Source organism: Ruegeria sp. CDSC052, assembly GCF_059610685.1.
Window position 1 is genome coordinate 26705 of the sequence record NZ_JBXWOB010000002.1, and the last position, 15859, is coordinate 42563.

The 15859-nt window shown below is 58.0% G+C and carries 15 protein-coding genes; 8 read left to right on the forward strand and 7 right to left on the reverse strand.

The genetic code is table 11. The features are described from left to right. Window positions 1–2: 2 nt before the first annotated feature. From AC2FIM_RS05440 to AC2FIM_RS05465, 6 genes are all read right to left on the reverse strand, one after another. Window positions 3–1148, reverse strand: coding sequence for a cytochrome D1 domain-containing protein (locus tag AC2FIM_RS05440; RefSeq protein ID WP_142635237.1), 1146 nt, complete (start codon window positions 1146–1148; stop codon window positions 3–5). Then, entirely contained in the window at window positions 1145–1495 is a 351-nt protein-coding gene (locus tag AC2FIM_RS05445) for a c-type cytochrome (protein ID WP_246097173.1), read from the reverse strand. Before AC2FIM_RS05445 ends, AC2FIM_RS05440 begins: the two co-directional genes overlap by 4 nt. Further along, window positions 1488–2249 (reverse strand): uroporphyrinogen-III C-methyltransferase, encoded by a 762-nt coding sequence (cobA, locus tag AC2FIM_RS05450; protein WP_142635239.1) that lies wholly within the window; start codon window positions 2247–2249, stop codon window positions 1488–1490. The genes AC2FIM_RS05445 and cobA overlap by 8 nt, the downstream gene beginning before the upstream one ends. A 189-nt stretch (window positions 2250–2438) precedes the next feature. Next, the gene (locus tag AC2FIM_RS05455) at window positions 2439–2846 is read right to left on the reverse strand and encodes a cupredoxin domain-containing protein (RefSeq protein ID WP_281972618.1); all 408 of its coding nucleotides are present in this window, start codon (window positions 2844–2846) and stop codon (window positions 2439–2441) included. A gap of 53 nt (window positions 2847–2899) precedes the next feature. Continuing rightward, window positions 2900–4684, reverse strand: coding sequence for a NapC/NirT family cytochrome c (locus tag AC2FIM_RS05460; RefSeq protein WP_496707997.1), 1785 nt, complete (start codon window positions 4682–4684; stop codon window positions 2900–2902). A 123-nt stretch (window positions 4685–4807) separates the two neighbouring features. Then, entirely contained in the window at window positions 4808–6484 is a 1677-nt protein-coding gene (locus AC2FIM_RS05465) for a cytochrome D1 domain-containing protein (protein ID WP_271948614.1), read from the reverse strand. Between the two features lie 232 nt (window positions 6485–6716). Here AC2FIM_RS05465 and AC2FIM_RS05470 point away from each other — a divergent pair, with 232 nt between their 5' ends. The 7 genes from AC2FIM_RS05470 to AC2FIM_RS05500 all read left to right on the forward strand — a co-directional run bounded on the left by AC2FIM_RS05470 (window position 6717) and on the right by AC2FIM_RS05500 (window position 13414). Then, window positions 6717–7898 (forward strand): NnrS family protein, encoded by a 1182-nt coding sequence (locus tag AC2FIM_RS05470; RefSeq protein ID WP_271948613.1) that lies wholly within the window; start codon window positions 6717–6719, stop codon window positions 7896–7898. A 98-nt stretch (window positions 7899–7996) separates the two neighbouring features. Beyond that, complete coding sequence (locus tag AC2FIM_RS05475) at window positions 7997–8446, forward strand: c-type cytochrome (RefSeq protein WP_142635251.1); 450 nt, start codon at window positions 7997–7999, stop codon at window positions 8444–8446. A 15-nt stretch (window positions 8447–8461) separates the two neighbouring features. Next, a complete protein-coding gene (locus AC2FIM_RS05480; protein ID WP_142635253.1) occupies window positions 8462–9829 on the forward strand; it encodes a cbb3-type cytochrome c oxidase subunit I in 1368 nt (455 codons plus the stop codon). Between the two features lie 5 nt (window positions 9830–9834). Next, window positions 9835–10644 (forward strand): CbbQ/NirQ/NorQ/GpvN family protein, encoded by an 810-nt coding sequence (locus tag AC2FIM_RS05485; protein WP_416383916.1) that lies wholly within the window; start codon window positions 9835–9837, stop codon window positions 10642–10644. A 9-nt stretch (window positions 10645–10653) separates the two neighbouring features. After that, entirely contained in the window at window positions 10654–12576 is a 1923-nt protein-coding gene (locus AC2FIM_RS05490; RefSeq protein ID WP_496707996.1) for a nitric oxide reductase activation protein NorD, read from the forward strand. Continuing rightward, complete coding sequence (locus AC2FIM_RS05495) at window positions 12573–13121, forward strand: cytochrome c oxidase subunit 3 (protein WP_142635259.1); 549 nt, start codon at window positions 12573–12575, stop codon at window positions 13119–13121. Before AC2FIM_RS05490 ends, AC2FIM_RS05495 begins: the two co-directional genes overlap by 4 nt. 5 nt (window positions 13122–13126) lie before the next feature. Then, the gene (locus AC2FIM_RS05500) at window positions 13127–13414 is read left to right on the forward strand and encodes a cytochrome C oxidase subunit IV family protein (RefSeq protein ID WP_246097174.1); all 288 of its coding nucleotides are present in this window, start codon (window positions 13127–13129) and stop codon (window positions 13412–13414) included. A 55-nt stretch (window positions 13415–13469) separates the two neighbouring features. Here AC2FIM_RS05500 and hemA read toward each other — a convergent pair whose 3' ends face one another. Next, complete coding sequence (hemA, locus tag AC2FIM_RS05505) at window positions 13470–14693, reverse strand: 5-aminolevulinate synthase (protein WP_496707995.1); 1224 nt, start codon at window positions 14691–14693, stop codon at window positions 13470–13472. A 179-nt stretch (window positions 14694–14872) separates the two neighbouring features. Here hemA and AC2FIM_RS05510 point away from each other — a divergent pair, with 179 nt between their 5' ends. Beyond that, window positions 14873–15565: a Crp/Fnr family transcriptional regulator gene (locus AC2FIM_RS05510; protein ID WP_271948599.1), complete on the forward strand. Its 693-nt coding sequence runs from the start codon at window positions 14873–14875 to the stop codon at window positions 15563–15565. The last annotated feature ends 294 nt before the right edge of the window (window positions 15566–15859 follow it).

The window sequence follows — 15859 nt, forward strand, 5'->3', positions numbered from 1 at the left end:
GGTTACAACCCTGTCCTGTGCGCGCGGGCGGTGAAAAAGATACCCGAGGGGCTGTCCGCCGCGATCTCGCGCAGCTTTTCAAAGCTATGCGTGTCGTAGACCACGACCTTGTTGGCGTCGCGGACACTGATCCAGACCTCATGCCCGCGTGCCGTGAACTCCATATGCAGGACGGCAGGGCCCGGAGAGAATTCGTGGATGACCTGTTTGCTGACGCTGTCGATGACCTGAATTGTATCGTTCAATGGATGGGCAAAATTCACCCAGACCTGTCGCCCGTCCGGGCGCGCCATGGCAAAGACCGGCTGACCATGGGTTTGGGTGCGGCCTGTTTCTGTCAAGGTTTCGGCGTCAATCCACAGAACCTCATGGTGGCCGACCGCGGGCAGGACAAATTCGCGATCCGTCAGTGCCCAGCCCTCAAGATGAGGCATCTTGTATACCGGCATCTCTTCCTGTCCGCGCCCATAGCCCGGAAGCACGCGGATCGGTTTTGGATTGTCTGCCCATAGGTCCAGCGCGGTCAGCCCGTCCTCACCAAACAGACCGGTGATATAAGTGCGACCATTGGCGGTGATCAGTGCGTCATAGGGGTTCTTACCCATATCGGTGATCTTGGTGATCTCGGGCGCGCCATTTGCGAAATCAGCAATCCAGGTCTCGCCCGTGTCCCACATGGAAAACACGAACCGACGGCCCGGTGCATCGACAAGACCTATGGTTTTGCTGTCGGTGGGAATGTCGGCAACCAGTTCCAGCGTATCCGCGTCGAACACGCGTACGCCACCCGGCTCATAGTTCGACACCGCAACCAGTTGGCCGTCATCCGAAATCGCGCCGCCAATGGCATTGCCAGCCTGCACGACCCGATTTGCAATCTGACGGGTCACTATATCAACCTTGGTCAGCCCGCCATCGCGGCCAAAAACATAGGCAAAGCGTTCGTCGGGTGAATAGACCAGGGAGGCGTGGGACAGATCGCCCAACCCTTCGATCCGTGCCAATGCGGCCCGGTCCGACTGGTCCACCAATAAGACCGACCCTTTTGCCCGTTCGATCACAAGGCCCAGATCTCCGGTGGCGGTGGGGTCTGCATTGGCAGGTGTCATCATCATTAGGGCAACGATGCCAAGGGCAAGTTGTTTCATTTTGCCTCCTGTTCCAGCAGGTATCGGGCGATCCATTCGGCCTCTTCTTCGCTGATCAGGGGGCGCCAGGGGGGCATAGCCGTGTCGGGGATGCCGTCCAGTATGACCCCCGTCAGGACGTCCGCCTCGTAATGTTCCAGAGTTCCCGGTCGCAGATCAGGACCAAGCCCGCCTTTCAGGGACAATCCGTGGCACGAGCCGCAATCCTGGTGGACCAACCGTTTCAGGGCGGTTGGGTCGATGGCGTCAGCGGCCAGAGCGGAAGTGGCAACCAGAACGACGGCAGTCAGAACAGTATGCGCGGCCCAGCCCGGCTGCTTGCGGTCCATATGCGCCAGGCTACCCATGCGCCCGCTCCAAAATCTCGGTCAGGGCCTGATTGGCATAAAGCGAAACGACCTTTCCGATAATGAATAAGGTAGGGGCCTTCAGATCCGCCTTGCGCACATCCGCGGCAATCTGGTCCAGTCGGGATACAAGGCGGCGTTCAGAGGCACTGGTGGCCTGCCCAACAGCCAGGACCGGGGTGGATCCGGGTAGGTTCTCGGTCATCAAGCCGATGGCGATCTGGCCGATATTGGCCACGCCCATATAGACGACCAGCGTCGTATCCGGGTCCGCCAGTCGTTTCCAATCCAGATCAAGAACTTTGTCGGACTGCCTGTGCCCGGTGACATATTGAACCGAGGTCGCCAGTCCGCGATGGGTCAGGGGCACGCCGGTCGAACAGGATGCGCCTTGTGCCGCCGTGATGCCCGGTGCGTATTCGACCGTAACACCGTGTGCCATCAGAAAAGCGGCCTCTTCCGAGCCGCGACCAAAGATCATCGGATCCCCGCCTTTCAGCCGGGCCACAACGTGACCTGCGCGTGCGTGTTCCAGCAGGATTTCGTTGATGCGATCCTGAGGAACAGTGTGGCACTTGGGGGCCTTGCCGACGGCGATCAGCCGCGCGCCTTCGGTGTGCATGGCCAGAATTTCATCCGAAACAAGGCGGTCATAGACCACCACGTCCGCCTCCTGCAGCATATGCAGGGCGCGCATGGTGATCAGTTCGGGATCACCAGGGCCGGCACCAATCAGAAAAACCTTACCGCTCATGTGCAAACTCGCTTGTTCTGAATGTCTTCGGAACCCGGTGTTTTGGTCGTATCCATGTGCGAATATGGGACGTTGCTGGGGGAACCGGGCGTGTCATGGAAACAAGTTGGCGCACAGGTAAACCGACCTCCTTGACTTAAGTTAAGGAGCACGGGAATTGCGCCCGCGCATCTTTCAGCCTGCCGCTTATCAGGGCTCTACGGTGACCATTCCGAACATGTTCTGTGTCTCCCAATGTGGTCCGCACAGGTAATCCTGAGCGCCGGGAACAAGAAATGTCAGATCAACAAATTCCTCGGGGAACAGGCGGTCACTCTCGGCTTTGCTGCCATCTTTCAGCAGGACGCTATGGCTGGTGCGTTTGTCTACGTTCACCCAACGCACTGTGGTCCCCGCTTTGACCGTCAGTTGGGCTGGGCAGAAATTGTATTTGTACATCAGCACAACCTCTGCATCTTCCACATCTGAAGACGGCTGACCGAACAGATCCACGTAGCGGGTTTCTGCCTCGGCGCAGATCTCGGCTGTGTCTTCGTCAGCGGCCACTGCAGGTGACGCCAAAGCCAGAAATGCAGGAAGAAGTAGGCGGATCTTCATTGTCCAAGTCTCCATACCTAATACTTTGGGGCCGGTTTACCCGGCCCCATCAGTCATTGCCCGACCACGTTGATATTGGCACTGTCGTCGTCCAGCGCGAAGCTTGTGTTCAGCGTTACGTGGTGGAATCGTGCCGCAGAAAAGTCATCGTGGATCGCAAAGCCGACCGTATAGGTCTTGCCCGGTTCCAATGGCACATCACCCGGTGCGCCCGAGTTTAAGGGCCGCGAGAACGTGACGGTCCAAATACCACCCGACAAGTTGGCCGAGGCGGCGATTTCGCCATCATTGACTATGCGCTGTTCCAGAAGATAGCCGTTGCTGGCGCTGCCATCGGCATAGACGCGCATCAGATCCAGATAGGTGCCGTCATCCAGATATTGCGCGATCTGCGCTTCGGCCTGCAATTTGTCCCAGCCACCCAGAGCTTTCCCACGCCGGCCTTTGACTTCGACCTCGGTGCGGCTTTCGCTGATATATTTGGTCACAGTGTCCTGAGCGGCCAGGCGGCCTGCAACATCGCCATTGGCGACAATCGCATCTGCACCCGGATCAAACGGCATATAGGTGTTGTCCGCGTGGCACGAGGCCCAGCAGCCCACCTGTTCCCCCATTTCGATCCCGGTTCCGGTGATCATCATGGCGACCTTGATCTGGTTGTCCGGGTCCATCTTCCCGCCATCCACAAATGGTGCAGGATTGTGACCTGCATCCGGCCATTGCAGGCGGATATAGAGGTTTTCGGCATCATGGGCCGCCTGAATAGTTGCGTCGATCACACCACGTTTTCCAGGGATCGGGGTTGGTTCCAGCTCGCCGCCTGCGACGATTTTGTTTCCAATCATGTCCAATTCCTTGGCATGACAAGTCGAACATTGGTCGCCACCTTTTGTCAGTGGCCGGGCGCCGCCGTGGAACTTGCCATTCTGAACCCATTCAAACGAAGCCTGACCGGGATAAAACAGCTTCAGATCCGCGCTTGCGATGCTGGTCCAGTCGATATCGCCTCCGATATCGCTGCCACCGCCTGCCGGGGCTGTGGATTCTTCACCGCTTGATTTGGCGCGTTCTTCGGCGACTGCAGCGTCCACAGCGGCTGCGATCTGGGCTTGCACCGCCTCTTGTTGTGCTGTCTTGGCCGATTTTTCGGCTTCGGCCTCAGCCGCCTCCTTGGCTTCTACACGGTCGAGACTGGCCAGATATTCTGGCGGAATTGCACGGATGAAATCAGGATTCGGGGCTTCAATCTGTTCCAGATATTCATCTGTGGCCCTGTCGCGGATGTTCGAATGCGCAATCCCTTTGTGGCAGTCGATGCAGGTCTGGCCTGTCTCCATTGCGTTCAAATGTTGCTGGCGCGCGCGGGGGCGCTGGAACTCGGGCATCATCGATTCAAAGTCATGGCAGTTGCGGCACTCGCGCGAATCTGTGGCCTTCATCCTTTCCCATTCATTCATCGCCAGATGGATACGCTTGGCTTCGAACTTCTCGGGTGTACTGATCGAGCCAACCACCTTGCCATACAGTTCTTTGGACGCCTTGATCTTGCGGATCATCTTGTGGGTCCAGTCCTTGGGTACGTGACAGTCGGAACAGACCGCCCCGACCCCCGATCGGTTCACATCGTGGATGGTCCCGGTGTATTCTTCATAGACGAAATCGCGCATCTCATGGCACGAGATACAGAACTCTTTGGTGTTGGTTGCTTCCATGGCGGTGTTGAACCCACCCCAAAAGACGATCCCGGCGGCAAAGGCAGCGGCAATACCGGCCACAGGCATTCCCCACAGGAAATACCGACGCCAGATCGGTGGTTTCTTATCTGGATCGGAGGTCATGTCCGGGCTCCGTTTTGGCTGTGTTGACTGGCGCGGCGTGTCAGGCCTGCGCATTCGGCTGATGGATGAAACAAGGACAGGGCGGGCGAGGGGCCCGCCCTGCTCCGAGTTGATCGAAACCCGTCAGGTGACGTGGTTCGACCGGTTGTAGACGTTGAACTTGCCGGTCGGGGCGTACAGCCCTTCGATGCGACCGATCTCTTCCAATGTCTTGGCGTCAAAGATCACGATCTGACCGTTGGGTTCTTTTGAATCCGACAGGTTCCACTTGGACACCCAGACCTCGGTTCCATCCGCGTTGAATTCAAAGTGAACAGCGGCGCTGCCTTCGTCTTCGGTGATCTGGATGGTTTTCACGATCTCGCCGGTCTCTTTCGAGATGACCTGCACAGATTGCTGCACTTCCGGTTCCGGGTGTTTGGTCTGGTCAGCCCAAATATAGTCCGATTCCGGATGTGTACGGACGAACAGGCCCGGGCCGTCTGTTTCCACTTCGTAGCAGATCTTCCAGGCATCATCGGGGCGGTTCTCGGGGTCGTTGCCCCAGACCGTCACTGTGCCGACACCAAGGTGGGTTGTGCCAGCTACCGGCCCGCAATTCGGGTCAATCCAGTTAGCGCCCGGACCGGGATGCGGCAACGCGGCCGTGTCGATCATCGCCTCAAGCTTGTGGGTCTCGGTATCTACAACCACCATCTTGTTCGATGCGTTTGCAGCGATCTGGAAATACCGGCCCGTCGGATCGAAGAACCCGTCATGCAGGAACTTGGCGCTGTCGATTTTGTCGATCCGCAGATTGTCTAGATCAGTATAATCTACTTGCCACAGTTGCCCCAGCTCTTTGACGGCAACGATCCAGGTTGGCTCATTCGGAGTTGTGTAGATAGCGGCCACGCGAGCCTCTTCCACATAGTCCCCGTCCACGTTCACGCCGCGGGTCGATACAACCTTGACCGGCTCCATCGTTTGGGCGTCAACGATTGCAAAGTGCGGCGGCCAATAGCCCCCGCCGATGACGTATTTGCCATCGCCGGAAACAGCAACGTCGCGGGCATCATAGGCAATCTTTACCTCAGACACCAACATCTTGTCCGGCGTCTGCCAGAGGTCGATCTTGGTCATCTTGCCGTCGCGGCCCATGGTGTACCAGAAACGACCGGGCTGTTCCGGCTCTTCCAGCGAATGGTGTTCGGATGCTTTCAGAACGTGCACCGCATAGCCGGTCGGAATATGTGTCAGCACCTCTTTGGTGTCGCCATCGATAACAGCGACTTTGCCGACGTCGCGCTCGATAACAACAAAGAAGTTTTCCCAGTTGCGACCATGCATCGGCTCGGTTGGGTAGTCCTCTTCTTCAACATATACCTTGCGGGTCGCCATCATCTGGTCCAGCGACATTTCAGGTGGTTTGGGCGGCTCCATCATGATGTAAGTCGCCATGTCTTTGATTTCCTGCTCGGACATGATGTCCGAGAAGTTGTTCATCCCGCCTTCGGTGCCCCAGGCGATGATCTTCTCAAGCCGCTCTTGCCCAAGCGCAAGTGTGCCGCCTTCGGTCACGGCGCCGTCAGCTGCGGTTTTCTTCCAATGCGGTTCAAGATTCTTGCCAGTGGCGCCTTTACGCAAGACACCGTGGCACCCCGCGCATTGTTCAAAGTAAAGTTGTTTGGACGCTTCAAACGCTTCTTCGTTCAAAGTTGGCTCTTCGGCGAAAGCTGGTGCAGCGACACTGCCCAGCAACATCGCCAAACCGACCCCGAAGACGCGGCCCGTTTTGGTATAGCTGATTCCAAGTGACATGATCACTCTCCATTTGCTGGTGAGGCGGTCCAAGCGTGGGGCATCGCGCAAGGGTGCTCCTTGACGAAAGTCAACACCAGCCGCGCAATTCAGGTGGCGGGCAGGGAAAAACGTCAATTTTCCGGCTGGGAAAATCTGTATCTTTGGCACACTTTTTCGGCCGGTTTGATTTTTGTTAAGTCGCGCAGCCGGGCGGCTTGCTAGGGCTTGGAAAACACCAAGGAGAGCAGCCATGCCCGCAATCATCACCCGCGTGTTTGGTGAAGGGTTTCGTGTATTCTTTCTGTCCGCCGGCCTCTATGGCCTCTTTGTCGGAGTGGTTTGGGGGCTGTGGCTGACGGTGCCATATGCAGTGCCGGATTATGGCATGGCCCCGCCCATGTGGCACGCGCATGAGATGATCTTCGGCTATGCAACAGCCGCGCTGGGCGGGTTCTTTCTGACCGCAGTGCCAAATTGGACCGGCGCACCAGATGCGCGTGCGCAGTTCATAACGTTGGCCGCCGGATTGTGGTTGGCTGGTCGGATGGCGATGTGGTTTTCGGGGATGCTGCCTGCGGCGCTTGTGGCGGTGGTCGACCTGGCCTTTGTACCGATTCTGGCGGTCAAGATTGCAACCCAGCTCATCCGGAAGCCGAAACCTCAGAACATGCTCTTTCTGCTGTTGCTCAGCTTTATCTGGATTGCTGATCTGTTCACGCATCTTGAATGGACCGGGATGACGGATGACACATTGCATACCGGGCTGCGCGCGGGGTTGCTGGCGCTCTGCGCGATGATTGCCATTCTTGGCGGACGGATCACCCCGGCCTTTACCCGAAACGCCATGAGACGCGCGGGCGTTCCCGAGGCGAACTGGCCAATATCTGTGCCAATTCTGGACAAATCAGCGATGGCGGTTGCCCTGACCCTGCCACCAATCGTTCTGGTGCTGGGGTCAGGTGCTGTGGCTGGATCGATGGCGCTGGTTCTAGGGGTGGCACAGGTTTCGCGCATGGCCCGCTGGCGCGCGGGCTGGGCTACGCGGGAGCCGATCTTATTGGCACTGTATCTTGGGCTTGCAATGCTGGCGCTGGGACTGATCCTCTGGGGGCTGTCAGTGCTGGGTTTCGGAAACGAGATCGCAGCCCTACACATCCTGGGCATCGGATGCGTCGGCGGCATGACCCTGGCGGTCATGAGCCGCGCCGCGCTTGGCCACAGTGGTCGCGCGCTGGTGGCACCCGGCCCAATGGCGGTGGCCTATGGTCTGATGGCGGTGGCGGCCCTGTCGCGGTGGATCGGTGCAGATCTGAATGCAGGTTACATGGTTGCGATGCTGCTGTCGGACGGGTTGTGGGTCAGCGCCTTTGCGCTTTTCCTGATCGCGATGTGGCCGGCGCTGACGGGTCCCAAGGTGCAACGGTCAGCGTGATTTCATTTCCTTTTGCAAGTCTTGACTTTCGTTAAGGATATACCGTGCCCATCCCGTCATTTTAGCCAGACTAGCTAATCTGCGCAAAGGAGAGCGCAATGCGAGAAGTCATGACCAAGAGCATGGCACGCAATATATTCTATGGCGGGTCACTGTTCTTTATCCTCATCTTTCTGGCTCTGTCGGCCCATTCTCACTGGTATATCGTGAACTCTGAGAACGCAGCAAAGCTCGATGAAAGTGTGATCAGGGGCAAGCACGTCTGGGAAAAACACGCCTGCATCAACTGTCATACCATCCTTGGCGAAGGTGCATACTTTGCACCCGAGGTTGGCAATGTGATGACACGTTGGGGCGTGCTGGACGACCCGGAATCGGCCTTTGAAGCCCTCAAAGGCTGGATGGAGGCGCAGCCGACAGACATTCCCGGTCGTCGTCAGATGCCCAATTTCAACCTCAGCGACGAAGACATCCGTGATCTGACCAACTTTTTGATCTGGACGGACAATATCGACGCTCAGGACTGGCCGCCCAACGAGGCGGGCTGAGAAGGGAACGGAGCAATGAAATACGAATCCCAAAAAATCGCCTATGCCTACTTTGCGGTGGCAATGGCCCTATTCGCGATACAGGTTCTGGGCGGCCTTCTGGCCGGCTTTATCTATGTATCACCCAATTTCCTGAGCGAGCTTTTGCCGTTCAACATCGTGCGGATGCTGCACACCAACTCGCTGATCGTGTGGCTGATCCTCGGGTTCTTTGGTGCGGCCTATTTTCTGATCCCGGAAGAGGCCGAGCGTGAGATCCATTCGCCCATGCTGGCCTATCTGCAGCTGATCATTCTGGTGGTCGGTACACTGGGCGTGGTCTTGACCTATACGTTCAACCTGTTTGAAGGCAACTGGCTGCTGGGTAAAGAAGGGCGCGAGTTCCTTGAGCAACCCAAATGGGTCAAGGCCGGCATCGTCGTGGCCGCACTGATCTTCCTGTACAACGTGTCGATGACCGTTTTGAAGGGCAAGAAGACCGCGATCACCAACATCTTGTTGCTGGGTCTTTGGGGTCTGGCGCTGCTGTTCCTGTTTGCCTTCTACAACCCGGGCAACCTGTCCTTGGACAAGCAATACTGGTGGTATGTTGTCCACCTGTGGGTCGAAGGTGTCTGGGAACTGATCATGGCCTCGATCTTGGCCTATCTGATGCTGAAGCTGACTGGGGTAGACCGTGAGGTTGTCGAGAAATGGCTCTATGTCATTGTCGCCGCCGCGTTGTTTTCGGGTATCCTTGGTACAGGTCACCATTACTATTGGATAGGCACACCAGGGTACTGGCAGTGGATCGGCTCGATCTTCTCAAGCCTCGAAGTGATCCCCTTCTTTGCGATGATGGCCTTTGCCTTTGTGATGGTCTGGAAGGGCCGTCGGGACCACCCGAACAAAGCGGCGCTGCTGTGGTCGCTGGGCTGTGCCACATTGGCCTTCTTCGGTGCCGGTGTCTGGGGCTTCCTGCACACGCTGCACGGGGTGAACTACTATACCCACGGTACGCAGATCACTGCGGCTCACGGTCACTTGGCGTTCTATGGTGCGTATGTCTGCCTCAACCTGGCAATCTTCAGCTATGCAATGCCGATCCTGAAGAACCGCGATCCTTATAATCAGGTTCTGAACATGGGCAGCTTCTGGCTGATGTCCAGCGGTATGGTTTTCATGACCTTTGTGCTGACCTTTGCTGGAACAGTGCAGACGCACATGCAGCGGGTGGTCGGAGACTACTTCATGGATGTGCAGGATCAGGTCGCGATCTTCTATTGGATGCGCCTTGGCTCTGGCATCGTCGTGGTCTTGGGTGCGCTGCTGTTCATCTACTCGATCTGGGTTCCCCGGAAAGAGATCATTGAATCCGGCGCGGCCGAAACCCCAGCGGAGTGATGGATATGGATGGCTCCATGAAACTGAGAACGGGGGCGGCTGACGCCCCCTTCTACCTGCCACAGGGTGATGAATGTGACGTGTTCGCTGCTGCCTATACCAACAACCTGCCGGTCCTGCTGAAAGGCCCGACAGGTTGCGGCAAGACCCGGTTTGTGGCGCATATGGCCGCCAGCCTTGGCCGCCCGCTTTACACAGTGGCCTGTCACGATGACCTTGCCGCTGCGGACCTGATCGGGCGCTACCTGCTGAAAGGCGGGGAAACGATCTGGGTCGATGGCCCCCTGACCCGCGCGGTGCGCGAAGGCGCGATCTGCTATCTGGATGAGGTGGTCGAGGCGCGCAAGGACGTGACCGTCGTGCTGCACCCGCTGACTGACGACAGGCGCATCCTGCCGATCGACCGCACCGGTGAGGAGCTTGTGGCCGCGCCTGGTTTCATGCTGGTCGCCTCATATAACCCCGGATATCAGAATATCCTGAAAACCTTGAAACCCTCGACCCGGCAGCGGTTCATCTCACTGGAGTTCGACTTTCCGTCGCCCGAGATGGAGGCAAAGGTCGTCGCTAAAGAAAGCGGGCTGGCGCTGGAACGCTGCAAGCCACTGATCCGCTTGGCAGGTAAACTGCGCGGGCTCAGGGGGCAGGATCTTGAAGAGGGCGTTTCCACCCGTCTGGTCGTCTATGCCGCCACGCTGATCGCGCAGGGCATGTCCACCGACCGCGCGATCCTTGCCGCCATGATAGAACCTCTGACAGATGACGAGGACATCAAACGCGGGCTCCTCGATCTTGTCACGGCTGTCTTTGGGTGAGGCCGGCCGATGGTCAGGATCGATTTTGAGCCATGGGAACCCGAAGAAACGATCGGGAAACTGTGGCACTCCCTTGCCAGCCGTCTCGATGCACCCCAGGTGCATGTTGGAGCCGCGGTCGACCTTTCTGAGGTCGCGGGGCGGCTGGCAGTCCTTTTTCGCGGGCTTGGGGGCAGCCCGGGCGTTGAATTCCGCCCGGTCTCGCCCGAGGTTTCACACCATCGCCTAAGCTGGCGCCGTCGGTTGGGTACCGAAGTTGAACTAATGCCGCGCGCTTCGTTCGATGGCGAAGTGCTGCGCCTCCCGGACCGTCTGGCGGTGTTTCCCGCGCGCGAGGCGAACGGAGCGCTGTATGTTTGGCTGGCCGCCGCAGCGGCCCATGCGGGAACCCGGATCGTCGAAGGTGATCCGTTGCGCGCCGATCTGCACGCGCTGAGCGCTGCACAAACGATGGTTAATGCAACCTTGGACAACGCCCCCGGCTTGCGACCGCTTTACACTGAGCTTTGCAAAGGTGTTCTGCATGACCGCAACAAATTCGGCCTCCCGCCTGTGGAAACAGCGGTTGAAGAACTGATCCGCCATCGGCTGGGCGACCCCGCGCCTTTATCCCCGAAGGCCAGGCAATTCATGTCATTTGACGATGACCTGACTGCCCCACGCGGATATCAACATTTCCGCCCTGTCCCTCTGTGGCCGGAATTACGCGCTGTTGGTTTTTCAGAGCATAACGATGTCGAAAACCCCGATACCGAAGGCCCGCCCGAGGAATCGGGTGAGAAAACCCACCGTGCCCGGCGGCGCAAATCCGACCAGGCTGAACGCAGTGACAGTTTTATCCTTCATAAATTCGAGGCGATCCTCAGCTGGGCCGAGTTTCTGAACATCAACCGTCGCATTGATGACGATGATCCCGACAATGCCAAAAAGGCCGCCGATGATCAGGATGAGATCGGTTTGGGCCAGATTTCCAAGGCGCCACCGACCAAGCTGAAATTGCATCTGGACCTGGCACCCGAGGATGTGAATCGCGAACGTCTGTCGGGCCGTATTCTCTATCCGGAATGGGACGTGCGCACCGGGCAATATCTGCCTGATCACGTCAACGTTCTAACCTCGGACGCCGATATTCGTGAGGATGCCGCCGAGTTTGGAAAAGACCCCGCCACCGCCCGCCGTATCCGCGCCGTCAAACGCCAGTTCGAAGCGCTGCGCCCGGGCCGCGTGATGACCCGAGGCCATCTGGACGGCGATCAGCTGGATATCGAGGCCGCCGTTCGGGCGCAGGTTGACCGCTGTGCAAACGGTGAAGGTACCGAACGCATCTGGCAACAATCCCGCCCCGAGGCACGCGATCTGGCGGTATCTATCCTGCTGGATGTCAGCCGCTCGACCGAAAGTGCCGTGACTGGCCGCGCCGTGATCGACATCGAACGCGAGGCGCTGGCAGCGCTGGCCTGGGGACTGAACGCCTGTGGTGACGATTTCGCCATTCACGCCTTCAGTTCACTGAAACGACAGCGGGTCTATGTGCAACGCTGCAAACGGTTTGATGAGGTGATGGGCAGCCAGGTTGAACAGCGCATCGCATCGTTACGCCCGGGGCACTATACAAGGCTGGGTGCCGCGATCCGCCATTGCTCGGCCGATCTGGCCACCCAAACGCGTAAGCGCCGATTGTTACTGGTGATCACCGATGGCAAACCCAATGATCTTGACCACTACGAAGGCCGCCACGGAATCGAAGACACCCACATGGCCGTGCGCGAGGCGCGCCGAGCCGGGCAATCGGTCTTTGGCGTCACCATCGACAAGACAGGTAAAAGCTGGTTCCCGCGGATGTTCGGGCAGGGCGGCTTTGCCGTCATCCCGGACCCGCATCGCCTGACCATGGCGCTGCCGCAAATCTACCGCCAACTGGTCGGCGCATGAGCGACGCGTCCCTTATCGACGAGTTGCCCGGCGAATTACTGATGTGGGTTCTGATCATTTCGGAACTGCTGGTCTTTGGTGCGGGCCTGATCGCTTTCATGGGCGTGCGCCTGACCGATCCGGCGGGCTTTGCCGAGGCGCAATCGCATCTGCACCGCACCGGAGCCGCGCTGAACACTGCGGTTCTGGTCACCTCCGGCTATCTGGCCGCGCAAGCCTTGCATTGGCGGCAGATTGCGCGTCGGACTGCTGCCCGCCTGGCGTTAATCGCAGCTGCCGCGCTGGGCGTTGTATTCCTGATCATCAAAGGCATGGAATACGCGGACAAGGCTGCACAAGGAATTACTTACGAGACCCATCCGTTCTTCCTGTTCTACTATCTGCTCACCGGCTTCCACGCGGCACATGTGTTGGCTGGGGTTGTTATCCTGCTGCTGGTCGCCTGGCGGGACAATCCCCGCAACATCGAGGCCGGCGCCCAGTTTTGGCACATGGTCGATCTCGTCTGGATCATGCTGTTCCCCGTGATCTACCTGTTGGGATGACGGGCATGACCCAAACCTCATCGGATCCAAAAAGCTCCCGCTGGATGCTCCCAAACCCGCTCACCCGCGCATGGCTCAGCCTGTTGGTTCTGAGCACCGCTTCGGCCCTGCTGACGATACTCCCCCTGTCCTCACCGGTGTTGAGCGCAGGCATTTTGATCCTGGCCCTGTCCAAAGCCCGCATTATCCTTGAACGATATCTGGACCTGACGCACAGCCCGGCCTGGCTGAGCGGTTTCACCAATGTATTGACCGGATTTGCGATGGTGATCTTCGGCCTCTCACTGTTTTGACATGAAAAAGCCGCCCCCGTGGGGCGGCAGTTCTCCAAGCGCAGGGACGCCTCGGTTATTGTGCGGCCATCGGCATTCGCGCGATCTGACACCGTTGCCACAGGGCGGATAAGGCACCGACCAGATGGTCGATATCTTCGTTCGTATGAACCGGAGAGGGGGTAATTCTCAGGCGTTCGGTGCCTTTGGGAACGGTCGGATAGTTGATCGGCTGAATATAGATCCCGAATTCTTCCAGCAGCGTATCCGAGATGAATTTGCATTTCACCGGGTCACCTACCATCACCGGGATGATGTGGCTGGGATTGGGCAAATGCGGGATGCCTTCGGCGTCCAGTTTGGCGCGCACCTGCGCAACGCGGGTTTTCTGCAGATCGCGCTCGGTATTGGATTGCTTGAGGTGTCGGATCGAGGCGGCAGCGCCTGCTGCTATTGCGGGTGGCAGGGCGGTGGTAAATATGAACCCGCTGGCAAAGCTGCGGGCAAAGTCACACAAGGCAGCGGATGCCGCGATGTAACCGCCAACCACGCCGAAGGCCTTGCCCAGCGTCCCTTCGATGACGGTCAGGCGATCCATCAACCCTTCGCGTTCGGCGATGCCACCACCGCGCGAGCCATAAAGGCCAACGGCGTGGACCTCGTCCAGATAGGTCATCGCACCATATCTATCTGCCAGGTCGCAAATCTCTTTGATCGGAGCGATATCCCCATCCATCGAATAGACAGATTCGAAGGCGATCATCTTGGGCGCATCTGGATCGGCTGCGGCCAGCTTTGCCTCGAGGTCCGCCAGATCATTGTGCTTCCAGATCACTTTTTGTGCCCGCGAATGGCGGATGCCTTCAATCATGGAGGCATGGTTCAAAGCGTCCGAGAATACGATCAGACCTGGGATCTTCGCAGCCAGCGTCCCAAGTGCCGCCCAGTTCGACACATAGCCCGAGGTGAACAGAAGGGCGGCTTCTTTCCCGTGGAGGTCGGCCAGTTCCTGTTCCAGCAAAACGTGGTCATGTGTCGTGCCCGAGATATTGCGTGTGCCCCCTGAGCCCGCGCCGCAACGGTCGAGTGCATTGTGCATTGCCCCGACTACATCAGGATGCTGGCCCATTCCCAGATAGTCGTTGGAACACCAAATTCGTACGTCGCGCTGTAAAGCGCCGTCCGTCTGGCGTGCATTCGGGAAAGCGCCACAGCGGCGCTGTAGATCAATGAAGATGCGGTAGTTGCCTTCGTCGCGCAGATGCTCAAGGCTTTGGCTGAAAAAACGCTCGTAGTCCATCTCGAACACTCCCGGGAATACTGGCTTTCCTGCAAGACTATGTGCCGGGCCCGCTACGCAACATGACAAATGTCAAGCCGCAGAAAGGAAAGGCTGGCTTGGAAGCCGAAGGTTTGGCATAGCCTTAAGAAGACGGACGTACTGATCGGGTACGCAACTAGAAAAGAGGGGAAAGCTTCGTGGCGCATGAGGCACTAAAAGCGATCGCCAAGCAGTCACTATTGCTCAAAAGCTTTCCCGAGCATCATATAGACACGCTGTTAAGCCACGCGATCTGGCGGAAATATGATCGCGGAGAGACGATTTTTCTACAGGAAGAAAAAGCCCAGGCCATTCATGTGGTTCTGTCGGGCTGGGTAAAGCTGTTTCGCATGTCCCCTACCGGTGCCGAAGCAGTTGTCAGCGTTTTCACCCGCGGCGAAAGCTTTGGCGAAGCGGTCGCCTTGCGTAACGTTCCCTATCCGGTTTCGGCCGAGGCAGTTTCGGCCTGTGAGATCATGCACATTCCAAGTCCGGTCCTTTTGTCCCTTATGCGAGAGGACCCGGAAATTGGGGTGTCAATTCTGGCAGCTACCTTTACCCATCTGCATTCTCTGGTCGCCCAGCTTGAGCAGCTTAAGGCCCAGACCGGCGCACAGCGGGTGGCAGAATTTCTTCTGACTCTCTGCGAAGCCGAGATGGGGGACTGCATTGTCGAGCTGCCCTATGACAAGATGTTGATTGCCGGGCGCCTGGGCATGAAGCCCGAAAGCCTGAGCCGCGCCTTTTCCCGGCTAAAGCCGTTTGGCGTTAAAATTGACCGGACACATGCCCTGCTCTCGGACATTCAAGTACTGCGAGACTATGCAGAAAGTGACCCCTCCGAAAAGTGACCGAATTTATTGGCCGGTGCTTTGCCGGGTGCGCCAAAGAGCCCCGAGAACGTGCTTCTTTGTTCAGGCTAGGACATGCGCATCGATCCCGTGAACGCGATTCCCTGTTTCCGGATAAGGGCCTTGTGCAACGTCAGGTAGTCCAGAACTCCAAAACAAGCTGGTTTTGGTGCTTCCTGGATCCACGCAGCTGAGTGATATGCCGCCAAGTTCCAGTCGGCATCTTCCGTCTGTACTTAGGGTCGAAATCGAATGGGAAACTCTAACCTTCAGGGGCTTCTACGATGTCAAAAA